Raw genomic sequence first — 23,272 nt, 5'->3', positions numbered from 1 at the left:
CCGCAGACCTTTGCAGCTTTATATCATTTAGCCATCATTCTAATGATCTTGCGTAGTGACATTTCCAAAACACCCTGCATCCCAACGTAGCTTTCCAGCAGACTATTGAATTTCTCCGCAATAGCAGGCGGCAGGTCACCTTTTAATTTAATCACATTGGCGTGCCGGGCGAGTTGGTTGATATTGTTACCGGCCCGGCCCATCTCTGCACCGATGCTGTCCAGATGTCCGATAAGTTCCTTTGAGTTAACGACGATCATTTCCGCGTTATGCAGCACACGGGTTCTGATAATCTGTGACCGGTTGATGCCAAGCTCCTGTTCCAGCGCAAGGATCTGTTTATATTCATTATCCGTAAAACGGCTTACTATCTTTACGCTGCGTTTACCCGATGCTAAACGGGGCCTTCCGCCTTTATTTTTAAGGTTATCCATCAGAAAAAATGAGTTGCGAATTTTTGACAATCCCCGGAGGGCAAGATCTTTTTGTAAGACAAAAAGACATCTTGCCCTAACAAAATCAAAGCGGTTTTTGCATAGGAAAAACCGCTTTGAGGAAAGTCTTTAATGTTGAAAAACCAGTTAATAGGAAAAACCCTTTGGCTTTCTTTCAAAAGGATCATTTAAGGGTGGCCTGTTCATATGAGCTACCAGTTTATCATTATAATCATTGTACCCTTTGTAAATAGCCGACCTATCCGTGGCATAGGGCAGTGCTGTAAGGAAGTCTTTGGTTGCATGGTGACCGGCGGGGTCATGGTCGAAATAAATATCGATGGAGGAGAATTGTTTAGCCCTGGCGATACCTTCATGGATCAAGGTAAGCGTGTTGAGCACAATTAAACTTTCGCCTGTATTTTCGTTCTCCTTCAGCCAACTCAGGCAATCCAGGAAGCCTTCAAAAACAGCGGCCCTTTTCAAATCACCCGGTATAAAGGTGATCGCTTTATTACCAAGGCAACCCTTGAAATATTTATTCCGCACCTCCCAGCTGCCGGTTTCATTTCTCCAACCGGCTGCAAAGAATAGTTTGCGGAGGCCCTTATCATCTTCAACAACATAATAGATCTCGCTCAGGTGCGTTTTGGCGACATCGAATACGCCCCGGTTCTTCAGATAATTGGTAATAGCGGGATGTGTACCGAGGTCTTTAATTTCTTCTATGGCGTAATTCCTGACCTTAACAGGCCGTCGGGGCCGCAGCGTCCTTTGTAACAGATGGGGTTCAGCGGCACTTTGTATTTTTCCGACTACTTCATTAAAAGTCGAACCCGGCCAATAGGCCAAACCAAAGTCGATGATATTGCCGCCTTTGCCGCTGCCATGATCGAACCAGACGCCTAACTGGTCATTGACACTCATGGAGGGTTGGGTATCTGAATCCCGGAGCATACTCAGGTAAAAGTGTTCTTTACCGGACTTTTTAACCGGCTGGTACCCGAGACGGGCAAGCAGGTCTACGATGGAAGCCTGCTCTTTCAGTTCCCTGGCGTTTAAAAGTGTAGACATAACGGTGATGATTAATTTTAATAAAATACTGTTGGATTTTGCCTGGCTGAGTAAAATGCAGACCTCGGACAAATGAACCGGCAGCGGGTAACGAACCCGTATAATCCACTTCTGCCGGTTATATTATTTCGGGACTACTCACGTCGGCATCTACATGCCGGGCTCTCGCCTGCCTATGCGTTTTCGCTATATTGATATGATCTCAGCTTCGCAATATTTTCCGTTGTTGCGGAATAATGCTTTGTCCCCGTATGTCAAAGAGCAATGGACGGCCCGAAGGCAATCCTTTTTCAGGCGACAGAAACCTGAAGTTTCACGTACCCGGTTTTTAGTTTGTTTAATGAAACTTTCCCAAGGCTGGCGGAGAATATTGTTACCGCATTTGCGAGGGTGTTTGATAAGCTGATTACTTATTGTTAAGCTGATTGTGAAGGCGTTATAAACGTCCTGAACAATGCTTTTTTAAAAGCATCAAAGCTTATTGCAGCTTCACTGAGGTCAAAGGTGAAGCTATCGGGGAAGGAGAATTGACAAGCTTTTCGGTACTACCGAAAAATAAATTCGCAGAAACATTTTAAAAATGATGGTGCTTAGAAAATAAATCGAACACAATACAGCCGTGTACGGCTACTTTAAATAGCCGTTAAATTTGATCGGGAAGGAAGAAGCCTTTGCTAGTTTACTCGGATAAGATCCGGTAGAGTTCGAGGTTCAGGTAATAATGTCCGCCTTCAATTGTCCGGCGTTCCAGGATACCCATATCGCTTAATTTGTTCAAATAATTCCTTGCCGTTTTTTCAGCGTAAAGCCCGGCATCTTCAAGGTGCTTAACTTTAGTAAAAGGCTGGGTAAAAATCAGCTGGATCAATTGCTCGGGCCTTCGGATGTCTTTATGCTTAACCACCTCGTCCAGTATAGCTTCTTTTACGGCTAATATTTGATTGATTTTTGAATAGGTAATATTTGAAGTGCTCTCAACAGCTTTCAGCATATATAAGATCCAGCTTTGCCAGTCGCCCCGTTGTGATACTCCGGAGAGCAGGCTGTAGTAGTCATCTTTGTGATCGATGATATAACGGCTTAAAAACAGGATCGGAAAATCCAAAAGCCCTGATTTTGTTAGATAATGGATGTTAAATATCCTTCCTGTCCTGCCGTTCCCATCCCGGAAAGGGTGGATGGCTTCAAACTGGAAATGGCCAATAGCCATTTTAATCAGCGGGTCGATTTGATAATCTACTTCGTTATTGATAAAGTCGATCAGGTTCTGTAATTTCTTTTCCAGTACCTGGTTTCCTCTTGGCGGAGTGTAAACAACCTGCCCCGCATTCACGCTGCTGCCGCCTTTTAGTATGACGGTTTGTAAAAAAGCAGGCCTCATGCCATCGCTCGCCTGATTAATTTCCTGGTACATATCGATGAAGTACTTCTGGTCAAATCCCGGCGCTGATTGTAAATAATCAAATCCGGCCCATAAGGCCTCCCTGTATCTTAACACTTCTTTTGATGGACCTTGCGCTAACTGATATTTCTGGTCACTGAAGGCTTTATAAAGTTCATCATCCGTGGTAAAGATATTTTCAATAGCACTGGAGGCTTTTGCTTCCTGTAAACTGATGGTGTTGATGAGCAGGCCCTGGTTAGGTATGGCTATACTTCTTCCCTGCAACCTTGCCAATGCAGCCCGCGCAGTAACAAGTTGTTCCAGCACCGCCGTGTTTTTATAAAGTTCTTCAGCTATGGGTAATTCAGGAATATCATTCCATGGCTTTGTCCTGTCCGGGTTTATTTTATAAGTTGGCGGCATATTCAAAGATAGCTCTTAAACGGTAAAAAAGCGAATAATTACCGTTTGCTTAAATTTGGACGGTAAAATGAGACAATCACGAACCCATAAACGGTAAGTTTTCCAATAAATACCGTTTACGGGGTTTAATACGGTAAATCGCGAATAAAATAAATCCATTAGCATCAGGAATTGCCCCTATCGATTTTCTGGCGAATAGTGTCCCGCATCTGATCAATGTATTTGGTAGGGCTAAGCCTTTTCCGTCTTTCAATTTCGATGAACCTTCGCTGCACAACGCCAATATTTACGTGTAGGTTAACCTCCAGCCATTTAACGATCTGGTTAAGGCTGGCATTACCGTTATTGAGCTGCCCCGTCAGCCAAACCCCGTAGGCCAATTCAACAATATTAATAGAATCGCCTGTCCATCTCATGTTTTCTTTTGCCTCTTTCGGTTCTGAGCCGCTACTGGAATTGCCTGTAGATGAAATTTGTTGCAGGCTGAACTGCTGAACGGATTCGTAGCCTTTAAATTTTGCAAATAACAGGCTCATCGGGGTGCTGAACTTCGGATCTACGTCGTTGATATCATCTGTCGGCAATGCGAGCGGCCCGGCGTTTCTTACGAAATAGACCGCATCCATGTGGGTAAGATTGTTTTTAAAGTACTGATAATGAAAGGAATTCATCCGGAAGAAACTCTGAATGCTTTTAATTTCCGCTTCATAGTATTTTATAACCGTTTCGCGTGTACCGACAGGTTCATTGAGTTTCAGGTTATACCGGTATATCAGCTCTATTTTCAAAGACAACAATTCCGGCTTGTATGATTTGAAAAAGGCTATTTCATCGGGTTCATCTTCAAAGCCGTTTTTAACAACGTCAATCCTGATCGAAGAAAGTGCATCTTCGATTAGCGTGGCAGCTTGCTTGATTGTTTCAGCCGAACTGGCCACATCAGGGTCAGAAAGCAGCGTTTCTTCCAGTTCCGTTTTGATTTTCTTAAATTCAGTTTTCATAGGTAGTAGTTAGATGTTATTAGAATTAAAAATTTGACAATAAGAATCCATCCCGGCTATTTAAGCCAGGTGATCAGTGACTTTTACTGCTTAAAGATTTAAGGCTCTTGCTGCCTGAACACCTTCATAGACAACGGGAAAAGCACTGTTGACCCGCTGAAGGAAAATGGTGATCAGATAGCTTAATACCGTAACAGCGATAAGAAAGGCAGCAGATTCAACGCCCATCGCCATTTCAAAACCGAGCATTAGAATAACAGTAATCGCCCCGGAAGCTTCGTTTCTAAAAAGAGAGGCGCTGAATGTTGTGGCCATGTTTCCGGCCTTTTGAATATAATGCTGATAAAAGGCTTTGAAATTGTCTTCAACGTTGGATGTTTCGTGTGTACCGGGTAAGAAACTCCTTTTCATAAGGATCTTTTCTGACTGATGATAAAGGTCATTCAGGTACATCGATGAAAAAAAATGATCCGGCATCTTGATGACAACGTATGATAGGGTTACAGCGATATAGCAAAGATTGATTAGGGCAGCATATAAATCAAGAGCTAAAAGTGAACCAAGCAGTGTAAGTAAAACCAGGCCATCTGAAAAAATGACCGAGATCAGGGCATTTACGGATAATTGGAATTTCGCGATATCGATAAGTTTTTTTCTTAAAGCAGGTTCATGCTGTAATTTATCAGGTACAGCGGTCGCGATGTTGTCCGCAAATCTGGTTGCCAGCCATACACTCACCATCTTATTGATGCTGATCATCAGCCGCTGCTTCAGATAGGTAAAAAGACTTTTGCATATCATAATGATCAAAAGCAATATTAAAACAGCGATTCGTAACTTCAGGCTCCTGATGTTTGCCTGGCTGGTTAACAGTTGCTGCAAGAATGCAGAAAGCATGATTCCGAAAAGGAAACTCATCAAGTTAATGAACGGAACGCTGTACCAGAGCGGTTTCGGAATTAAGCGCCATTCAAGCGCATTCTTCCAGTGCAGCAGGTCGCTTCCCCGTTTTTTTAAAGTCACGTTTTCAATATATAATCCTGATGAGGAAACCCAGGCATGGCGCAAATCAGTTTCATTCATTATTTTAATTCCGTAGGACGGGTCGCCTACTACATAGAAAAACTCTTCTGCCATTTTTTTTACGACAAATAATGTCAGAAAGTGAAATCTTCCGTCTTCATTGACGGTATGCATAATGAACGGACGTTTTAGGTCTCTCAGCGTATCCAAATCCATTTCGACACACCGGGCACTCCAACCGAAACCTTTAACAGTGTTTTTCAGGTCCAGCAGCGACAGCTCGGATTCATAGCTGTCCATCCGTTGGGCCAGTTCATCTGCCTGTTTATCTCGTCCGGAATATCGCAGTAACATACAGATACAGGCCAAACCGCAATTATTCGCATTTGTCTGCCGGACAAAAGTGCTTTGATAAAAACCCAGGTTCTTCATTTTTTTGCCTTTAAATGATTATCTATTCAGGAGGTAGCGGGAAAATAAATTATTGTCAAAAACGTAAACAAGGAGACCCAGATCAGCAATGCTGGCAGGTAGGATTTAACGACTACTTTCAGGCTTTCATCATAGTTCAGGCCGGCAATCCGGCGAATTCCGGCTGCGAGCAGAAACCAGTACAGCACTTCAAACAGGTTCAGGGTTTGTAAACTATAGTGCCAATCCGCCGGTGCAGAACCCACCAGCTGCATTGTCGACAACGGGTAATAAAGGTGCCAGTCTTGCAGCGTAAAGGCTGACCCGGCCAGGTAGAAATGAGAAAATTTGATAACGGCAGGTATCAGGAAAATATATTCTGCGAGAATAACTGTACCAAACACATTTTTAAACGAAACCGAAACCTCGGAAAGGTAAAGTGCCGTATAAAGGATAAGTGTAACAATCAAGATTCTGGATAACAGGTAAGTAACTGCTGAGAGGTAGATCCATTTCTGAATCATGTCATACACTCTTGATTCCTGTTCCGGTATCCCTGACAAATACTGACCGTTACGGGTAAAAAAATCACTTGTTAAAATATACTTGTCGGTTAGGAAAACAAGAACGCAGGACAACAGGCCGAGGACAGCAAGATTAAGCAGGTAGTTTTTCCAAATTTTCATGTCGATAGATTTTTTGGTAAATTTCTGTCGGCTCGGGGCTACTACCTATTAGAATGGATTGTAAATTATTAGTTAAAGTAATTGCAAAATATATTGCTATGACAGCTTCCAACAGATTTAATCCGCAGGAGACACCTGTTTGCCTGTCACTATTGGGGATAATTATTATCGGTAGTTTGCTTGCACTTAAAAAGCAACGGCTGTTTTTATCGGGGATCATGCACCCTGTCTCTATCAAAAAAGAGAAAGAATATTACAGGCTTTTCACTTCAGATGCCATTCATAATGATCTGATGCACCTTTTGATTAATGCTTTTGCCTTGTTTGCAGTGGGGTCACAACTGGAAGAATATCTCAGGACTGTGAAAAGTTTTGGAAGTGTCTGGTTCCTGGTCATTTACCTAACCAGCTGCCTTTTTGGGAATGTGTTGACCTTCTTGAAGTACCGGAATGATTTTGCTTTCTCAAGTGCAGGTGCTTCGGGCAGTATTTTAGGATGTATGATGGCTTTTATGATCCTGCAGCCCTACCACATTGCTTTTTACGTGCCTGTCGCTGGCGGAATTGTTAATTTGTACACGGCACTGATCTACATCCTGTTTTTGATAGGCTACCAACTAAGGTCAAAAAATCCGCTGGTGAATAATGAAGTACATTTTTATGGTGCGCTTGGTGGGATTATCTCTGCATTGCTTATAAAATAGAAAGATGCCGGGAGGGCCCGGCACCTTCATTACCACCAGCCGAGGCAGGACGGGCCGGTTGCTGCAGCTACCGCTCCAACAGCGGCACCGACTCCGCCAAACAATCCGCCAACGGATGCGGATACAGCGATGTTATAAGCACATTGGCTGGCCCCGGCTTTAAGATCTGAGGCAACTTCATCTGATAAATCTTTCATGTCAAAATCATTAAATATTTCTTCACAGTATTATGAATTACACGAAAGTGTATATTAAGGGAATGTTAAGCTAAAGTCTTAACTTGTATTTTATTACCTTAGCTTATAGGAAAGTTCATCGAATCTGCATATGAATTCAATCGGAGAGAAAATTAGGATACAGCGGTTAATAAAGAATTATAGTCAGCAATATATGGCCTTTATGCTGGATATATCACAGGCAGCATACTCCAACCTGGAACGAGATGAAACGGAACTGACTGTCAGGAGAATTTACGAGATCGCGGAAATCCTTGAAATATCACCGTTTATTTTATTGCCGAAACCCAGGTTTGGCACCTATATCAATTATCATCATTTCATGATCACCATCAGAAAGATCAGGCAGTTATGGATGTCGGGTATCAGAAACAAAAAGGCGAACCTTCCTGAACATATTAATGTCCATAACAGTGACATTGAAAAGCTGCAAAACGAATAATTTATAAGTTCAGCTTATAGCTTCCGTATCATAAAAAGGTCAATTTCATTCTGTTAAACCCAAGAATGAGATAATGGATTTTCGCACTTATGAGCAGCGGCTACAATATATTTTAGAGCAGATCGAAAAAAAAAGGTTCAGGTCGCTTGAGGTTACGGCCGACCGTTTCGGTTGCAGCGTACGCACAGTAAAACGCATGATCGCACATCTTCGCGAACAGGGTCATCCGATCTCGTACGACCGTCTTCAAAAAAAATATTTCATAAAAGAATCACAGTGACATTTTCTGTCATTATGCCCAATATACCTTTATTCCATGCTTCAGAATAAAGAAATCGCTTTAAGAAAAACCATAGAGATTATTGTAATCATGATCTCTATCCTTTGGTTATATGCCGCAGTGAGTAAGCTGGTTGATTTTTCTCATTTCAAAGATGCTATGAAGAAGCAGCCTTTCGGGGAAGGGCTTCAAAACCTATTGATATATGGTTTGCCACCGATGGAAATTCTGACCGGGGTGTTGCTGCTTACAGAAAAAGGAAAATTAACGGGGCTTTATATATCCGCAATTCTTTTTACCGCATTCACCATTTATATACTATTGATCATCTTAAAGTTTTTCGGGCACGTTCCCTGCTCTTGCGGGGGATTGATCGGGCAGATGGGTTGGACTTTCCATTTTTGGTTCATTCTTTTTTTCTTAACCCTTACCGGCGTATCAATCATAACCATTATTAAAAGAAAGGAGTATCGTAACACATAAAAAACAATTGCACACTGCGCTTTTATAAGGGAGATTATAGAGGCCAACAGGGGGGAGCCAAAAACCTGGAAATAGAGTAGGCAATAATTGCTACAATATAAACTCAAAGTTTTTCGATTGCTTTTTGATCTAATAAAGCAGTACACAAGATGAAAAAAATAATCATTCCTGTTATCGCCATTGCTATGGCGTTCGGTACAAGCGCTTTTACAGCAAAGAAAGCTACCAGTACATTTTTCCGCTACCAGGGAGCGACCCGCTCACAAACTGATATCCAGAATATCAGTAACTATGTTGCGCAGGCAAGTAACCCATGTAATGATGTAGTGAACGTTTGCGGTGTAACCTTAAGTACGGCCAAGAACATCGGTTCGAACCCGGCAACTTCGGAATTCAACGCTGAAAAGTCAAACCTTTGGCTTTCACAGCAAAATCACGCACCTGCTGACGGTGCAATTAGTATGGAGCCATAAAATGACGAAATAAAGCAGGGGGCGACTGCCCCCTGCTTTATTTTATGGATTTTGCTGCAAACCGCTGATGTTGACAGCATCCTGATCTATCTGGAAAACATACCTAAGCCCGTTAGGTTCCAGCTTATAGGTTGCACCATCCAAATTTCTTATTAATGTCTTCGCCTGATCCGGTTCCAGGTTCAATCTTCTCAGGTCAGTCCACCGAAGCGACCGAAAAAGCAGATCTTTTCTTCTTTCTAATAATACAGCGCCGAGCAATTGTTTCTGATCGCTGATGGCATAGGGCACAAAAGTTCCGGTTTTCCATCTCGTTACCAGTAAAGTATTTAGTGCTGTCAGTGCCGTCCGGCTGTCTCCGTTTCGAACAGCAGCTTCAGCTTTGATCAGATATAACTCGTTGGTAGCAATCCCCGTGAACAAGCTTGAACCTGCTACACCGGTATAATTACCTTTAAATGCGATGCTGCCATTCGTATTAACCTTGAACAGAACGCTTTTGCGCAGGTCATTGGTGCCGAAGGATTTATATAACAAAGTATCCACACGGGCCTTTGACTGTGTAAGTGCCTGCGGCCCTGCGGCTTTTGCATCATAAATCACCTCATCATTAAATTGCTGAAACGGTATGGCCGATGCAGAATTCACCGTATTATAATCCATCAGCTTATTGTACGCGGCGAGTGCTGAGTCTGCGTATAGGCCTGCTTTTTTAAAGTCACTCATGGACAGGTACACTCTTGCCAGCATACCGTATGCGGCAGGTTTGCTGGCCCTGTATTTCATATCGGGTGTTAAAGGCAATAGCGAAATTGCCTGTTTAAGGTCATTCAGGATAGAAGTATAAGTTGCTGAAATAGTTGAACGGACAGGCTTAACCGCAACATCAGCTGTCAGTCTCAGCGCTATCCCCAGATCCGACTCAGCCGTAGCTTTATTGTAAACTTTGGCATAAAGCTGGGATAAAGCGTAGTGGTAGGAAGCCCGAACGAATAGGGCGTTACCCTCAACTGTATTCCTTTTTGGCAAATCTCCGCCGGAAACTTTTGGCAACTCATCCAGGATGATATTGCAATATTCGATAGCCAGATAAGGGGATTTATAATCGCCCACGAAATTCGGTGATTTCTGCCAGCTGTAGTAAAAGCGCTGCGGATCGATAAGGCTGTTAAAGTCTGCCGTCGTTAAATAAAAATCGTCAGCTGCCACTTCAGATGCGGATGGGTAGCGGCCGTTGATCGTGCTGTAAGCATTTAAAATTCCTTCCAGATCTTCGATAGTCGATGGGGTGGCAATTGACTGGTCAGGTTTTGCGTCGAGGTATTTTTTACAGGAACTGAAATAGACCAGTGATATCAGGCACAACAGTATCATTCGATACCGCTGTGCTTTAAAAATTTTATAAAAAAAATGTATTTTCATTTTTTGACGTTTTAAAGGGTTGCTTTTATTCCGGCTGAATAAGAAACAGGCGGCTTGAAATTGTAAAGGATATCCGGGTCAATACCGGCCTTATTTGCTTTCCAAACGATCAGATTCAGCTGGTTGGCAAACAAGTAGAATTGAAGCGATCTGATTCCGAATAAGCGATTGTTTGGCGTTAAATCGTAACTCAGATAAATTTCCTGGAGTTTGATGTTATCCGCTTTCTCCACGTTTACGGATGCAAAGTGGTAAAACTGATCCCGCAACTCATCACCGGGGTAAATAAAGGACGGCACATTCGTGCGGCTCTCATCGCCCGGTTTTTGCCAGCGCTGGTCGTAGTCAGAAAACCCTGAACCATAACCGATCAAACTCGAATAATTGGTAGTCGGCTTTCTGAAATAGTAATTGAAGCGATAGGACAGATTAAAAGCCAGTGAGATCTTCTTCCATTCCAATGTATTTCTCAGCGTTCCGAAAACCGTTGGCAGTGCTGATCCGCTTTTAACCTGCTGGTCAAATGGGTTCTGTGAAATGGCAGCATAATCTTTACTGACTAAACCATTAACGTAGCCTTGCGGGTCCCCGGTTTGAGGGTCAAGCCCGGCCCATTTATAACTTACGATGAGGTAGGGATTTTCATTTAATACCGGAAAGATGGTATTCCCGTCACTTACTAAACCTGCGGTAGTCGGCGGGTTCAGGTTTTTAGTGGTTTTAAAGTTAATATAACTAAAAAGTAAGGAAGAGCGCCATTTAAAAGGCCCGTCGAGGTTCAATGAATTTAGCACTACATCGGCACCTCGCGAAAAGATACTGGCGGAGTTTTGATTCGCGCTGGCAAATCCGACAGTAGCATCAAGCAGCACACTGTTGATGAGGTCAGTTGAGTTTTTTGTGTAATACTCGACCGAGCCATTGATACGGTTGTTAAACAAACTGAAGTCCAGGCCTGTATTAAAGGTTTTAACCTGCTCCCATCTCAGGTGAGGATTGGGAGGAGCGGAAACATTAACAAAAGGAAGCCTGATCGGTGAACTGCCGGCTGTCAGGTACTGAATCCGGGTTAAAGCAGATTCATTCGGTGACAGGTTTCCGCTCACGCCGTAGGTGATCCGTAGGCTTAATTGCGGCAGCCACGATACGTTGTAAAACTTTTCCCGGTCAACTTTCCATAATGCACCTACAGACCAGAGCGGGACGCCTTTTTGATTGGTCTGTACTCCGAAAAGATTCGATTCATCTCTTCGCGCCGATCCTGACAGGGAGTATTTATTTTTGAATGTATACGTGGCATTTGCAAATACAGAAACGAACCGGTTTAAGTAAGCGGTATATTTTGTACCGTTATTGATGTAACTGTCACCAAAAATTTCATCGTAGGTAGGATATTGATTGGCGTAATCAACACCCGTAGTGGTCAGGGTGTTCGGATCATAACCATAAACGATCTGTGTTGACGAGTTGCTTTTACTCTCCCTTACTTCAGCTCCTGCGATGGCGGACAGTTGATGGTCGCCTCCCCAAATATGATCGTAGCTTAACTGCCCCCGTAGTGCCTGCTGCTTGCTGATCAGATCAAATGTATTGAGTATGCCGTTTTTGGGCACCGCATAGGTCGTGCTGTTATCGGTAAGTTGGGTAAATGTGTTGATATAGTCCCTGGTTGAATAGCTGTTTATATTTTGAAAATTATTGTTTGCTGACCAGGATTGCTGGTATTGGTATTTAATATCCGCTTTGAGGCTGCTGAAAATCTTATAGGTTGAGCCTACATTCAGCAAAATGTCGGTCATTGCAGATCTGTTGTCATTATTGGTTAGTTCCTGCAAAGGCCTGTATTTCCAGTCGAGCAGCCTGCCATTGCCTGCCGTATCCGTAAACGCCTTGCTATAATACAAGTCTACAGCAGCAGGTGAACCGTCGCTGTTGACCAGCCTGGCATATGGGGAAATTGTGCTGTTATTATACCGGTAAGAACCATAAGCGCCGGGGCTGTTATTGGTTGAATTTGTCCGTGTAATGATAACGTCCGTATTAAGCAGCCATTTTTTCGTGAGGTCAATCTGGTTATTAGAACGAAGCGTAAGGCGGTTATTGTCGTTGCCGCGAAGGTTACTATTGTCTTTATCATAACCGGCTGAAACCAGGTAACGGATATTTGATCCGGAACCGCTCAGGTTCAGATAATATTGCTGGTTGACGGAATTACGATAAAGATATTTTTGAAAATCATTCCTGACATCCTGTGACCGAAGCCGGTTGATCTGCTGCTCCGCCTGCGCTTCAGAAATTTCACCGCTTTTTACCTGATTAAGCAATGTGGCCACCGGGGAAACCGCGGGGAATGAGGAGTCGGAGAATTGATTGTCGTAATACCCCTGCGCAAAAAGGTTTTTCTCCAGGTCAATGTAGCTGCTTACCGGTATCTGGTTTGCTGAAAAGAGGTTCGGCTTCTTTTTAAATGTAAGATTGCTGTTAAAGGAAACCTGAAGCGGTTGATTTGCCTTGGCCTTTTTGGTATTGATCACAATTACGCCATTCCCGGCCCTGGCCCCCCAGATGGATGATGCTGCGGCATCCTTTAAAACCGTAATGCTTTCAATGTCATTGGGATTGATGTTATTGATATCTCCGGCATACGGAAAGTTATCGAGAACGATCAGGGGCGAAGCAGCTTCAATGTTGAGCGTACTTAAACCGCGTATCTGAATGGTTTGCTGATTCGGATCGCGTCGGTCTATCTGCAAACTGCTTGTCAACCCGTCGAGGCGGCTGAGGATGTCGGCACCCACTCTTTGATTGAGCAGATGGTTATCTAATTTATAAAACGAACCGGTTGCCCGTTCTTTCGGAATATCCTGGTAGCCTGTGCTCACCACAACTTCTTTCAATTCATTGACCAACGGCTCCATCGTGATATGCAGCAGGGAGGCTAATTTGGCATCGATGATCTTAATTACCGGTTTAAAGCCGACGTGAGTAAACGTAACCGTATCCACACCGAAAATCGTTACCTGAAACCTTCCGTTGGTATCGGTGAGGGCATGGTAGCTTACATGCTTAGGTGTTATAACAACACCGGTGATCGGCTCATTTGTATTAGATTTTACGTCCCCGTAAATCTTCACCACGTCCTGGCCGAAGGCATTTATAAAAAATGTAAAAGACAGGGCAATACATAAAAAAGTAAACTTGCGTATCATAAGTTCCCCTTTCCCGGACTTAAAATCCTGTCTACGCTCCGTTTAAGTGTTATTTTTTTACCTGTCAGAACCTGCCCGATATTTTCTTTTGTCAACTCACTTTTATCAGGTATTGCTGCAATTGTTCCGTCAGGCCCGATCCAAACCATGAAGGGCACACCATGAAAGCTAAAGTTTTCAGAAATGGCTTTATCATGGAATACTATCGGTAATTTAAAAGGCAGGTCGGACCAGGTATTCATGCGGTCAATCACTATTTTCATACTGCGCTCTGTTTCATGGTCGCTTTCTGGGTTTACCAGCAGCACCTGAATTTTACCTTTAAACTGTCGTTGAAGAGAATCTAGTTTAGGAAAGCCGGCGATACATCCGGCACAGAAAGAATTCCAAAAGTCAAGGATGATCAGTTTTCCTTTGAAATCAGATATTTTTGCAGTTTTAAACTTGCTGTTCATGATATTAGTGATCTGAACATCAGGCATTTTATCGCCGATTTCAAGATGTTTTGTTGTTGGTTTTGTTTGGGCGTTCACCTGAAAAAAAAGGCAAAGCAATCCCATTAAGCATATTTTGAGCTTCATTTTAGTTGTTGTTAAATAATCAGAAAACAATTAATTCGCTTGGATCGACCGGGCTGTAAAGCCTTATTCACCCGGAGAGATGAGCAGGGCCCAGGATTGGACAGGATAGCTATTCATGACCTTCTCCTTCCTGCTTGTTTTCTAAAGCCCCGTTCGCCTGGTGTAATATGTAAGCCGCGGCCACCAGGTCCATTAACTGATCGAAGAACAGGGCGACTTCTTCATCGGAGAGATCCGCTTTAATATTACAGTCTCTGGTTACCCAGCATTGAAAGAACTTCCAGAAAAGTACTTGGGTATCTTCAGTAGAATGCGCTTTAAAAAAGGCAGCAAATGCTTCTTCTAAAGTTAGAGCAGATGTGAAATTTTTGTTGATAGTTGCCGCTTCCATTTATTGAATGATTAGGTCAGCCAGCCAGCCTAAAAAACCATAGGCGTGGACTCAACTTACCGACTTAGGGCACGTGAGAAGCCCACCAACGATAAGCGAGCCCACACCTATGGCATGGGCAAATCACTTACCGTCTCGTTGGTTTGAAATTTCTCACGTTTCTAAGCCGAGACAAAAGCGAATGCTTCTATATTTTGTATTGAAGTATCGCAAAACAAATATAATAAATCTTTTGATTTGTGGTATTATACTGCCACAAATTAATTGAAAAAATATATAACCTTCAAATAGTACTAATCTGGTAACAATTTGAAAAACGATTCATTCGATTTAAAAGAAAAATTTGGATTACACATTAAAAGGCTAAGGGAAGATCGCGGCTTAGCATTAAGAGATATGGCTACTAAATGTGAGTTAGATTATAGCCAAATATCTAAAATCGAAAACGCAAAATGGGATGTGCAACTATCTACAATTTTTGAACTTGCAAAAGGACTAGATGTAGAGGCAAAAGAGTTACTTGATTTTAAGATTTAATAATTTTGAAATGAATTGCTAAAGCAATTAACGCCCATAGGAACAATAATGCTATCCCATAATAAATCTGTTTCCTATTCATCTTACTGTTAAAGAAGACCAAATGTAGGGATATATACCCACACTTTTAAGCGCTAAAAAGCCAATTTTCGCTGTCAGGACAACTCCGAATGGCAAGCGAAGAGCAAAAAAGATTTTTATTAAGATTTGGTACCCACCTGCTTGAGCTACGCAAAAAGAAGAATCTATCCTACCGAAAACTCGCTCAGAACTGCGATATTGATCATGCAGACATTAGGAAATATGAAAAGGGCGAAATCAATATGACTATTCTAACGATGGTTGAATTCGCAAAAGGCCTGGAAATTTCGTTGAAGGAATTGATGGATTTTTAAATATTAAATTGAGTTAGTCACGTTAGCGACTCCAAGCTATTCAATTGAAAAAGAGTCAAGTTCAATCTTATAATTTTGTAGCATTGGGTACCCTTCCCTTTTTACGCGCTCTTCTGGCGAATCCATCTTTAATTTTAAATGCAATTCGCGGATGGGGTCATCAAATGAAGTTTTAATTCGAGAAAGACTAAACGGTATTTGATTCATCGTTGCCCATGCAGCTCTACCGTCGGGTTCAACGCCAGTGAAATGAACATGATTTCTGGCGATAACAAAAATGAAAACCTGACCTATTTCATTTACGCTATTTTTGTCCAACGTTAGTTTTTTAATCACATCTTTCTGAGTGAAATTATTAATCCAATTTTCCATCTTATCGATCCACTCTGTAGCTTTGGGGAATAAATTTGATATCCTACTGTACCTTTCGGTGGTTGATGTATAAAACATATCCTGCCATTTCAACTGAAATAAACCTAAACTCTTTGTTTTTTTATCATATACGACAGCATCAATATCGGTATGCAGACCGTCATATTTGAGTATAATTTCTTTATCTACTCTTATAAACCGCTCACCTGGGAAGAAAACGTATAGATTATCCCTGAATCTCTTTTCTCTTTTATTTACAGCAAGAAAGTAATCTTTTTCGTACCTTCTTTTCAGTTCTCTTTTTAAAAAATCTATTGCACCATGTAGAGATCCGTAAATACTCCTTGCATACTGATTCTTTCCCGTTTGAATAAATGGAGGAGGGAGCGAACCACGCAAATTTTGGTAAAAGGGCAAATTTTCTTCTGTGAGAATAAAACATGACAGAATCTGACTGGCTGTTTCTAACGGCAATCCAAAGTGAGAAGCGTATCCTTCAATTTTTTTATCTAAATACCAATTGTACGTGAATATGTCGTAAGGATTTACCGATGGATTTTTGTTCAACAATTCATGACAACAATCAATATGTAACAAAGTCCCTGAAGAAGTATCCTGTACACAATCTAAATAATGTTTGTAAGAAATTCCTCCGAAGATATCTTCTTCTCCAAATTCTTCATAGCCCTGTTCTTTTAAAACATGAAAATAACCCGCCTCTGCGTAATAGTTATCAATTTCTTCCGTGGCTTTATACCCGATAAATTTCCCGAGAGGATTTTGTATTATATCAGGAAGTAACTTTCTTATATCCTCAAAATTTGCCAGATGAGCTTCATGTCGTTCTTTGAGAATCGTCAGCGCTAATCCTTTTACGAATTCAAAACTTTCCCTGTCGTAATGTTCTTTTTCTTTAATTATGTGCTTGAATTTTGTAATGAAAGTATTTTGAGCGGTTTGTTCGATATCAATCAGTCCTGCTTTGGCAATATCTAATTGCCTGGCGGCAGTTGCAATCTTTCCTGAAACTCCAAGAACGCTGTCAGCCCAGGATTGTGCTTGTATGTTGGATGGAAATACAGGAGGAGAATCAAGGGAACTTACTTTGGGCAAATAATAAGCTAAGGAATCGGACCATCCATATCGGTAAAACTCCAATATTTTGTTTGCCTGTTTTTTGTCAGGTTGACCGCCCGACTGAACGGAAATGTAAAACAGGTCAAATTGCCTGATAATGCTGATCAAGTCCTTGTAGGGCGATTTGCTCTGATTGAGAGCGGCCAGTACTTTTTTGCGCTCTTTATCAATAAGATCATTTAAGCGCTCACACGAACTATCAAAATTCTTAGTTAAAGGCATACATTATTAAGATTACGATGCCAATAAATGATGCTCAGTCTTATTAATTTTTTAATGTCACAATTCTAATTTAAACCATTTAAAGTAATCTGCGACAATTAGTAAACCTCAATATCTGTGCAGTCGACAAAGTCCATTTAATCTATCGCTAATTATTTTGTTGTTATAGCAAAACAAGGATGATACTTTTAAATATTATCTGATAAATAATTCAAGTCGAGGGCTTAACCTAAAGACCTTCTAAGCCATTCGGACTCATCCAAACCTACTCTTGACAACGTTGCAGCGTAATCAGCTACTATACGCTGTGAGTGAAGATCTTTCAAATCCAGTACCCATTCAAATTTTTCGTCAGTTTTATTGGCGTAAATCTGTTTAAAAATGAATTTACCGTTAAGTAAGACCGCTTTTACAACACCGTCTTTAGCCCCGGCAAATTTCAAAGTTCTAATTCCATAGGATTTCTTACCTAATTTCAACTTAACATTATCATGAGTTATAAAGTTAAAATTTCCAGTAGTTACCGCTTCTAAAGGCAAAAAAAGAAATTTCCTTTGCTCCCCAGATAAAATTCTGACACTATCACATTTTTGCTGAATACAGATAAGGTAATTCCCCGTTAATTTACTTTTTAACACGGTACCTAATGTTAATATCGGTTTGGACCCTACCGGAAGGAAAACATTTTTGTGGTGAGTTAACTTTGCAAACTCACTGATTAGTTCAGCCTTATTAGGTAGATCAGATGGATTTATAAATAACTCTATGTTATTTAATTTCAAATGCTTTACAAACTCTTCTGCTTTGCCTTTTGACGCTAACGGAGTGAAAATATCTATATATTTTTTTTGCACGTCCTGCTCCTCTGAGTAAAGTAAGCTTAATAATAATTCTTTGTCTCTTGTAAAAGTCGCCTCAGGTGTATATTCCGTGCCGTCCTTCTTTTTGAATGATAATGTCACTTTATCAATTTTATCATTCATCCAACTTTTTACAATACCTTTTGATATTTGGTTTTGGACCTGTTTGTAATGGAGCAAATCTCCTATGGAATCTTTGAAAATTTCAATAATCAGATGCTCAGCGTCCTCAGTACTCGGAATTGCTGATTTATGTTCTAAATAAGCGTGATCTAATTTTTTATTATATAGGCCAAGTATTTTGCTTGTGTTAGCTCTAAGCGTGGATAATGACTTTAACGCGAAATTTGACAGTAAGCCTTCGGTAAGTTTTGTAAACTCAGACAGTAAAAACTCCGGCAACTCCTCATATTTAATGACTTTATCTCTCAGGTGCGGTATATGGGTAAATCTATTATCCTCGCCGTCTTCATTATTGCTTTTAGCCCTTACTAAAATTTTGATTTTTTTATAATCGACCTGACAATTGACTGTGTCGAGTGTACTTGCAGGAATAGTGTTATGTATTTCGGTGGCAATGCCTTCTAAATCCGTTTCACCGGTATAGACTAAAACGACTTTTAATCCGTCATTGTTGATTTTAACAATATTCTCGATGATCTCTTTTGTGTAAGTTCCGCGCACTGTCTGGTCTTCCGCGTCGGCTTCGTCATCTTCTTCAAGATTTTCAACAACCGCATCATTTTCTTCAATTTCGATAAACCAATCCAAAACCACTACATCCGCTTTACTGGCGATAGTTTTAAAATTCTCAATATCACTTTTAGATTGTGGATCATAAACGGCACATATTTTTTTCTTAGCCGCAAATGTTTTTGTCAGTTCAAAAGCGTCCAAATCATGAATTGCATCCTGCTCGTTGCCGTTTCTTTGATATACTCTGTCATCTAGGAAAACAACACTTTGCATAAAATCATCAGCTACTGCTTTTGACTTGTTAAAAAATAGGCTACTCATTTTCTGTGATTTTGGAAATTTTAAACGATACAGAACTTTCCGGCCTTGGTTTAACAAGCTTTATCTCATAATTTTCGGCTTGCAACACCTCCCTGCTTATATTCAAGCCCATACCTCTGCCTAATTCTTTCCTTGAAAATCCCAACTCAAAAATTCTTTCCGAATCTTGGATAGGAATGTCAATACCGTTATTTGAAATATAAACACCTTCATCATCTGCATGAAGTCGGATGATTTTATTTTCCACATCGCTTTTATTAAGCCAATAGATTGCGTTATCGATCAAATTGACAAATACCGGGTAAAAAGTGGACTTGAATCCGAATAATTTATGTTTTTTAAATCCGTTGGTATGTAGCAATTGTATTGAATGTCTTTCAAATCTGGATTTGAATAAATCAATAAGGAACGTTTTAATTTCTAATAGCGAAATATCCTCTCTTTTCCGGTTCATCCGCCTGTTTAAAGGGGTGAATAAGTTGAGGTATCCGTCTAAATGTTCGAAGTTAATTTTAATATTATTGTAAACACCGTCTAATTGCTCATTTACGTCAGACCAAGCTTTTAAGTCTTTAAGACTACCTCTGATTGACTTGATCGTGCTGCTGAATTCGTGATGTAATACGCCAACCGCTAATCCAAGTTGACTAAGCTCAATATCAGCCTGCACACGGTCTCTAAGTTCTTCCAACTCTTCGGATAATGCGTTAGAAATATCGTCGTCGGTAATGATATTGCCGTCGTCATCTTTGCTGATGTAGAAGGAAGTGAACTGACGGATTATCTTATCCATGATTGTCTTGTTTCTATTAGAAATAAGATCAATCTCATCCTCCATCCTTTTCCTTTCTTCTACAAGATTGTACTCTGACGTTTCTCGTAAACTGAGGTTTTTAAAGCTATCTTTTACCTGAAGGATCTGATTATCCAAATCAATCATTAAGTCAGATGTCAAATCTTTAATCTGTGACGAAACATCACGTACGACTTCCTGAGTTTCCTTTCTTTTATCTGAGTTTTCTTTCCTAGCTAATTGTGAAATAGACTCAACTGCCAATTCTAAGCGCCTCCTTTTATCTACCTCTATGTTTAATTTGGTTGTAACCTCACTAATATTTGAATCTATCCTTTGAAGCGCGTTATCGATAACAAGGCGTTCCAAAATTGCAAACTCTTTGAGGTATAGTTCATAGTCCTTTCTCTGATCTTTTGTAGGAGCGAAACCCCTTGGTGATGATACCCTGATCCCTTTCTTGTAATTTGTTATTTTTTGGCGGTAAGCATTTTCATATTCGACCAGTAATTGGCCCGCTTTGTCCAAATTATCCTCATAAATTAACGCATTAAAACTTGACGAAGCCTCCAATAGTATCATATTAACATCCGATAAAAAAACACCATTTGTTAACTTGGAGAAAAAGACACTTAGGTCGTTTGAGAATCTGTTTTTCTTTCCTCTTGAAAGCTGGTCTCTCTTCTCTAAAGCTTTATGATTTCGTTGAAGTTCTTCTTTTCTGTTGTACCAAAATTCAGATTTTATGGTCTTACCTTTATCATCAAAAAAATCGGCTGCAAGTTGAGTGAAGAAGTTTTTCAGGATATCCTGGAGCTGCCTATAAGCTTTGTTTTCTATAAATCCCTCTCTGCCAGCTTTTTCTGATAAATTATAATTCGTTGCGTTTTCCAGCTCTATGGCACCAAACATTCTCCGATATGAAAAGAAATAAGTTGACGCTCTTTTACTTCTGTTTTTTTCTATATCCAAAAAGTCGTAATCAGAATCACCATAAGGCAAAATTCGAATGTTATCTCTGTATATGTAAATACCACCGAATTTGTCACCTTTATGATAAAGCCTTGTCCAATTTTCTTTATCTACTATTGAAGTTTTCGCTTCTCCCTGTAAATAAGCGAAGTGAATTTTGAAACTTCCGCATTGTGTGGGCCTGAAACTGTTACCATTCCAGGTTACTATATGTTCGTAATTTTTTTCTCGGAAAACGCTTACGTTTCCTTTGAATTGACCGTAATCGTCAAATGTCCCTTCAAACTGATGGTCTGCCAGCTCAAAGTCTTCCGGTGTGAAAAACTCCTCCTCTTCAATTAATGCGGAATAAGTTCCGTCTTCACCTTTATAGTCACGGAAATTTATATTGATAACAGGATCGGGATGGCCGGGGGTAATCGTATTATGGAATCCAATCAATAATTTTTCAATTTTTGAAGCTTCATTGCTTTTTCCGTCCTCGATGTTATCAATTAAAAGATCGTTAACAGGTGTTACAAAGAAATGCGTCCCGCCGTGCGTACTGTCTAATTTAAAATTGCCGATCAGTGAATCTGTAACAAATTGGGGATCAAAAGATAGCTTTTCAGTCGTTTCGCATATATTTATAAACTCATCTTCGGATATTTTTTTTGCCTTCCTCAGTGTTTTGACAGACTCTATTAATTTTTTTTTTAAAGTATCTATATCTTTTTCCGAGGGATAATGACTGAACTCCTTAATGGGTATCGCAATATCTTCTAAATTTATATTAGGCAATTCAAATATTCCCCAGTTGATTAAAACCGCGACTATCGGATATTCTTTTTCTCTGCCTTTCGCCTTTGTGAGAATTAACACCTGCTTACCGATTGAAGCAATAGCTAAGCGACCGATTCCCTTTTCGCCCATGATTTGGCGTCGAGGCTTACTTTTATCTACCGGAGGTAATAATTTAATATCTTTAGTAAACTTACTCTCTGTACCTATAGTGAGCCACCTGTTTTCAAATTCATCTCTGGTCATGCCTAAGCCGTCGTCACGCAGAAGGAGAAGGCTGTTCTTTCGGAAAAAATCGATATCAAAATTGTCCGCGTAAGCATCGTGGGCATTTTTAATCAACTCATTTATTGCGGTCGGTATCCCCGCAATCTGTTGTCTACCCAGCAGGTCTAATGCTCTGGCCCTGGTTTTAAACTGCGCCATTCCGATGGTTTTGAACTATAGCGTTTCCTATTGATTCCGCATATTTTGGTGGTACAGCATTCCCTATCATCCTTGCCGTATTGGCAATACTGGTTGTTTTGAAAATATAATTCTTTGGGAATGACTGAAGAACAGCGCCTTCACGTAGCGAAATAGCTCTGTCTTCTTCGGGATGGGCAAATCTGCCATTTGAAATACTGAAAAACTTTGTTGTAATCGTGGGAGAAGGTCGATCCCACCACATTCTTCCATACGTATCTTTAAAATTAATAGAGTCGTTTTTGTGACATTTAGGTGCAAGCTCTTCGATATCAGCATAGGCAATTCTGGTGCCTCCGTTCTTATCAGTAAGTAACAGACGTTTTTTATTAATATCTTCCAGTCCTGCAACAGTGTGCATAAAATCGCTTTGATCTTTATTTCCAGGATTGACGTTGGGAAAGCCGTTTGCAAGACCTATAACATCCCTTACTGTAAGCCTTTTCTCGCTTTTGATGGGAGCTATTTTTTTCTTTGTTATCCGGTTAGCTATTAAAGTAAATCTCTTACGATGTTGGGGCACGCCGTACTCACTTACTTCATGTACATCGTAATGTACTTTATATTTATTTTTTTTCAGCCAATTAATTAAACCTGAAAGACCACTTTCTCTTTTCTTGGTGAGTACTCCTGGTACGTTTTCAACCACCACATAGCCTGGAGTAAAGTATTCAACAAACCTCCTAAATTCTTTCAGCAGGTTTTTAGTATCTTTTGATTTTTTCTTATCCGTATTAATAATACTCCAAAATTGACATGGACTACAGCCGATCAGTACCAAATTGTCATCGTTCTTCTTCAAGGACAATTTGGTTTCCAAGTCAGACTCTTTAAGGTCAAATACATCAGCTAAAATAAATTCAGCAGTTTTTATATTTGCTTTATAGGTTTGCTCACAATTTTTGTCAAAATCAATTCCGGCGATAATTTCGATACCGGAATTTTGCAACCCGTAGCTCATGCCTCCTCCTGAACAAAAAAAATCAACCGCTTTGAGCCCGGTAATAGAATGATAATTATTTTTTAATATAGTATTTTCTGGCACAGTTCAGGTAATATAAAATT

At 40.6% G+C, this 23,272-nt stretch carries 22 protein-coding genes; 7 read left to right on the top strand and 15 right to left on the bottom strand.

Annotated elements, in window-relative coordinates; all coding sequences use genetic code 11:
- Nucleotides 1-23 precede the first annotated feature (23 nt).
- The 6 genes from mobC to Q3W13_RS15900 all read right to left on the bottom strand — a co-directional run bounded on the left by mobC (nucleotide 24) and on the right by Q3W13_RS15900 (nucleotide 6,436).
- The gene (mobC, locus tag Q3W13_RS15925; RefSeq protein ID WP_302865394.1) at nucleotides 24-434 is read right to left on the bottom strand and encodes a plasmid mobilization relaxosome protein MobC; all 411 of its coding nucleotides are present in this window, start codon (nucleotides 432-434) and stop codon (nucleotides 24-26) included.
- A 147-nt stretch (nucleotides 435-581) separates the two neighbouring features.
- Nucleotides 582-1,508 carry a toprim domain-containing protein gene (locus Q3W13_RS15920; protein ID WP_302865393.1) on the bottom strand — a complete coding sequence of 309 codons (927 nt, stop codon included), beginning with the start codon at nucleotides 1,506-1,508 and terminating at the stop codon, nucleotides 582-584.
- Nucleotides 1,509-2,187: 679 nt separating this feature from the next.
- Nucleotides 2,188-3,315, bottom strand: coding sequence for a Fic family protein (locus Q3W13_RS15915; RefSeq protein ID WP_302865392.1), 1,128 nt, complete (start codon nucleotides 3,313-3,315; stop codon nucleotides 2,188-2,190).
- A 164-nt stretch (nucleotides 3,316-3,479) separates the two neighbouring features.
- Complete coding sequence (locus tag Q3W13_RS15910) at nucleotides 3,480-4,316, bottom strand: RteC domain-containing protein (protein WP_302865391.1); 837 nt, start codon at nucleotides 4,314-4,316, stop codon at nucleotides 3,480-3,482.
- A gap of 90 nt (nucleotides 4,317-4,406) precedes the next feature.
- Nucleotides 4,407-5,771 carry a cysteine peptidase family C39 domain-containing protein gene (locus Q3W13_RS15905; protein ID WP_302865390.1) on the bottom strand — a complete coding sequence of 455 codons (1,365 nt, stop codon included), beginning with the start codon at nucleotides 5,769-5,771 and terminating at the stop codon, nucleotides 4,407-4,409.
- A gap of 26 nt (nucleotides 5,772-5,797) precedes the next feature.
- Nucleotides 5,798-6,436, bottom strand: coding sequence for a hypothetical protein (locus tag Q3W13_RS15900; protein ID WP_302865389.1), 639 nt, complete (start codon nucleotides 6,434-6,436; stop codon nucleotides 5,798-5,800).
- Between the two features lie 98 nt (nucleotides 6,437-6,534).
- On the opposite strand from Q3W13_RS15900, the gene Q3W13_RS15895 reads away from it, so the two are divergent.
- Nucleotides 6,535-7,140: a rhomboid family intramembrane serine protease gene (locus tag Q3W13_RS15895; protein ID WP_302865387.1), complete on the top strand. Its 606-nt coding sequence runs from the start codon at nucleotides 6,535-6,537 to the stop codon at nucleotides 7,138-7,140.
- 29 nt (nucleotides 7,141-7,169) lie between these two features.
- On the opposite strand, the gene Q3W13_RS15890 is transcribed toward Q3W13_RS15895, so the two are convergent.
- Nucleotides 7,170-7,337 carry a hypothetical protein gene (locus Q3W13_RS15890; protein WP_158285249.1) on the bottom strand — a complete coding sequence of 56 codons (168 nt, stop codon included), beginning with the start codon at nucleotides 7,335-7,337 and terminating at the stop codon, nucleotides 7,170-7,172.
- Nucleotides 7,338-7,467: 130 nt separating this feature from the next.
- On the opposite strand from Q3W13_RS15890, the gene Q3W13_RS15885 reads away from it, so the two are divergent.
- The 4 genes from Q3W13_RS15885 to Q3W13_RS15870 all read left to right on the top strand — a co-directional run bounded on the left by Q3W13_RS15885 (nucleotide 7,468) and on the right by Q3W13_RS15870 (nucleotide 9,054).
- Entirely contained in the window at nucleotides 7,468-7,818 is a 351-nt protein-coding gene (locus tag Q3W13_RS15885; protein WP_302865386.1) for a helix-turn-helix domain-containing protein, read from the top strand.
- Between the two features lie 73 nt (nucleotides 7,819-7,891).
- Nucleotides 7,892-8,098 (top strand): HTH domain-containing protein, encoded by a 207-nt coding sequence (locus Q3W13_RS15880; RefSeq protein ID WP_302865385.1) that lies wholly within the window; start codon nucleotides 7,892-7,894, stop codon nucleotides 8,096-8,098.
- A gap of 36 nt (nucleotides 8,099-8,134) precedes the next feature.
- Nucleotides 8,135-8,581, top strand: coding sequence for a MauE/DoxX family redox-associated membrane protein (locus Q3W13_RS15875; protein WP_302865383.1), 447 nt, complete (start codon nucleotides 8,135-8,137; stop codon nucleotides 8,579-8,581).
- 149 nt (nucleotides 8,582-8,730) lie between these two features.
- On the top strand, nucleotides 8,731-9,054 hold the full coding sequence (locus Q3W13_RS15870) for a DUF6520 family protein (protein WP_302865381.1): 324 nt from the start codon (nucleotides 8,731-8,733) through the stop codon (nucleotides 9,052-9,054).
- Nucleotides 9,055-9,096: 42 nt separating this feature from the next.
- Here Q3W13_RS15870 and Q3W13_RS15865 read toward each other — a convergent pair whose 3' ends face one another.
- The 4 genes from Q3W13_RS15865 to Q3W13_RS15850 form a co-directional block, all read right to left on the bottom strand.
- On the bottom strand, nucleotides 9,097-10,476 hold the full coding sequence (locus tag Q3W13_RS15865) for a RagB/SusD family nutrient uptake outer membrane protein (RefSeq protein ID WP_302865380.1): 1,380 nt from the start codon (nucleotides 10,474-10,476) through the stop codon (nucleotides 9,097-9,099).
- A gap of 11 nt (nucleotides 10,477-10,487) precedes the next feature.
- The gene (locus Q3W13_RS15860) at nucleotides 10,488-13,685 is read right to left on the bottom strand and encodes a SusC/RagA family TonB-linked outer membrane protein (protein ID WP_302865377.1); all 3,198 of its coding nucleotides are present in this window, start codon (nucleotides 13,683-13,685) and stop codon (nucleotides 10,488-10,490) included.
- Entirely contained in the window at nucleotides 13,682-14,266 is a 585-nt protein-coding gene (locus tag Q3W13_RS15855) for a thioredoxin family protein (protein ID WP_302865375.1), read from the bottom strand. Before Q3W13_RS15855 ends, Q3W13_RS15860 begins: the two co-directional genes overlap by 4 nt.
- Before the next feature lie 109 nt (nucleotides 14,267-14,375).
- Nucleotides 14,376-14,657 carry a hypothetical protein gene (locus Q3W13_RS15850; RefSeq protein ID WP_302865373.1) on the bottom strand — a complete coding sequence of 94 codons (282 nt, stop codon included), beginning with the start codon at nucleotides 14,655-14,657 and terminating at the stop codon, nucleotides 14,376-14,378.
- Between the two features lie 309 nt (nucleotides 14,658-14,966).
- On the opposite strand from Q3W13_RS15850, the gene Q3W13_RS15845 reads away from it, so the two are divergent.
- Nucleotides 14,967-15,194: a helix-turn-helix domain-containing protein gene (locus Q3W13_RS15845; protein ID WP_302865371.1), complete on the top strand. Its 228-nt coding sequence runs from the start codon at nucleotides 14,967-14,969 to the stop codon at nucleotides 15,192-15,194.
- Nucleotides 15,195-15,364: 170 nt separating this feature from the next.
- Nucleotides 15,365-15,589, top strand: a complete 225-nt coding sequence (locus Q3W13_RS15840) for a helix-turn-helix domain-containing protein (protein ID WP_302865370.1) — start codon at nucleotides 15,365-15,367, stop codon at nucleotides 15,587-15,589.
- Nucleotides 15,590-15,625: 36 nt separating this feature from the next.
- Here Q3W13_RS15840 and Q3W13_RS15835 read toward each other — a convergent pair whose 3' ends face one another.
- The 4 genes from Q3W13_RS15835 to Q3W13_RS15820 form a co-directional block, all read right to left on the bottom strand.
- Complete coding sequence (locus tag Q3W13_RS15835; RefSeq protein ID WP_302865369.1) at nucleotides 15,626-17,320, bottom strand: hypothetical protein; 1,695 nt, start codon at nucleotides 17,318-17,320, stop codon at nucleotides 15,626-15,628.
- A 224-nt stretch (nucleotides 17,321-17,544) separates the two neighbouring features.
- On the bottom strand, nucleotides 17,545-19,197 hold the full coding sequence (locus tag Q3W13_RS15830) for a response regulator receiver domain (RefSeq protein WP_302865368.1): 1,653 nt from the start codon (nucleotides 19,195-19,197) through the stop codon (nucleotides 17,545-17,547).
- Nucleotides 19,190-22,168, bottom strand: a complete 2,979-nt coding sequence (locus Q3W13_RS15825; RefSeq protein WP_302865366.1) for an ATP-binding protein — start codon at nucleotides 22,166-22,168, stop codon at nucleotides 19,190-19,192. The genes Q3W13_RS15830 and Q3W13_RS15825 overlap by 8 nt, the downstream gene beginning before the upstream one ends.
- A complete protein-coding gene (locus Q3W13_RS15820) occupies nucleotides 22,155-23,252 on the bottom strand; it encodes a DNA cytosine methyltransferase (RefSeq protein ID WP_302865365.1) in 1,098 nt (365 codons plus the stop codon). Before Q3W13_RS15820 ends, Q3W13_RS15825 begins: the two co-directional genes overlap by 14 nt.
- Nucleotides 23,253-23,272: the final 20 nt, after the last annotated feature.

It is taken from the genome of Mucilaginibacter sp. L3T2-6, assembly GCF_030519355.1.
In the GTDB taxonomy this organism is placed as follows: Bacteria; Bacteroidota; Bacteroidia; order Sphingobacteriales; family Sphingobacteriaceae; genus Mucilaginibacter.
The sequence above is the reverse complement of the archived record's forward strand: the minus strand, read 5'-3'. Positions and strand labels throughout refer to the sequence as shown.

What these genes read in the sequence shown, in the direction of transcription:
- mobC (WP_302865394.1), bottom strand. Translation starts at nt 434, where the DNA reads ATGGATAACCTTAAAAATAAAGGCGGAAGGCCCCGTTTAGCATCGGGT.
- Q3W13_RS15920 (WP_302865393.1), bottom strand. Translation starts at nt 1,508, where the DNA reads ATGTCTACACTTTTAAACGCCAGGGAACTGAAAGAGCAGGCTTCCATC.
- Q3W13_RS15915 (WP_302865392.1), bottom strand. Translation starts at nt 3,315, where the DNA reads ATGCCGCCAACTTATAAAATAAACCCGGACAGGACAAAGCCATGGAAT.
- Q3W13_RS15910 (WP_302865391.1), bottom strand. Translation starts at nt 4,316, where the DNA reads ATGAAAACTGAATTTAAGAAAATCAAAACGGAACTGGAAGAAACGCTG.
- Q3W13_RS15905 (WP_302865390.1), bottom strand. Translation starts at nt 5,771, where the DNA reads ATGAAGAACCTGGGTTTTTATCAAAGCACTTTTGTCCGGCAGACAAAT.
- Q3W13_RS15900 (WP_302865389.1), bottom strand. Translation starts at nt 6,436, where the DNA reads ATGAAAATTTGGAAAAACTACCTGCTTAATCTTGCTGTCCTCGGCCTG.
- Q3W13_RS15895 (WP_302865387.1), top strand. Translation starts at nt 6,535, where the DNA reads ATGACAGCTTCCAACAGATTTAATCCGCAGGAGACACCTGTTTGCCTG.
- Q3W13_RS15890 (WP_158285249.1), bottom strand. Translation starts at nt 7,337, where the DNA reads ATGAAAGATTTATCAGATGAAGTTGCCTCAGATCTTAAAGCCGGGGCC.
- Q3W13_RS15885 (WP_302865386.1), top strand. Translation starts at nt 7,468, where the DNA reads ATGAATTCAATCGGAGAGAAAATTAGGATACAGCGGTTAATAAAGAAT.
- Q3W13_RS15880 (WP_302865385.1), top strand. Translation starts at nt 7,892, where the DNA reads ATGGATTTTCGCACTTATGAGCAGCGGCTACAATATATTTTAGAGCAG.
- Q3W13_RS15875 (WP_302865383.1), top strand. Translation starts at nt 8,135, where the DNA reads ATGCTTCAGAATAAAGAAATCGCTTTAAGAAAAACCATAGAGATTATT.
- Q3W13_RS15870 (WP_302865381.1), top strand. Translation starts at nt 8,731, where the DNA reads ATGAAAAAAATAATCATTCCTGTTATCGCCATTGCTATGGCGTTCGGT.
- Q3W13_RS15865 (WP_302865380.1), bottom strand. Translation starts at nt 10,476, where the DNA reads ATGAAAATACATTTTTTTTATAAAATTTTTAAAGCACAGCGGTATCGA.
- Q3W13_RS15860 (WP_302865377.1), bottom strand. Translation starts at nt 13,685, where the DNA reads ATGATACGCAAGTTTACTTTTTTATGTATTGCCCTGTCTTTTACATTT.
- Q3W13_RS15855 (WP_302865375.1), bottom strand. Translation starts at nt 14,266, where the DNA reads ATGAAGCTCAAAATATGCTTAATGGGATTGCTTTGCCTTTTTTTTCAG.
- Q3W13_RS15850 (WP_302865373.1), bottom strand. Translation starts at nt 14,657, where the DNA reads ATGGAAGCGGCAACTATCAACAAAAATTTCACATCTGCTCTAACTTTA.
- Q3W13_RS15840 (WP_302865370.1), top strand. Translation starts at nt 15,365, where the DNA reads ATGGCAAGCGAAGAGCAAAAAAGATTTTTATTAAGATTTGGTACCCAC.
- Q3W13_RS15835 (WP_302865369.1), bottom strand. Translation starts at nt 17,320, where the DNA reads ATGCCTTTAACTAAGAATTTTGATAGTTCGTGTGAGCGCTTAAATGAT.
- Q3W13_RS15830 (WP_302865368.1), bottom strand. Translation starts at nt 19,197, where the DNA reads ATGAGTAGCCTATTTTTTAACAAGTCAAAAGCAGTAGCTGATGATTTT.
- Q3W13_RS15825 (WP_302865366.1), bottom strand. Translation starts at nt 22,168, where the DNA reads ATGGCGCAGTTTAAAACCAGGGCCAGAGCATTAGACCTGCTGGGTAGA.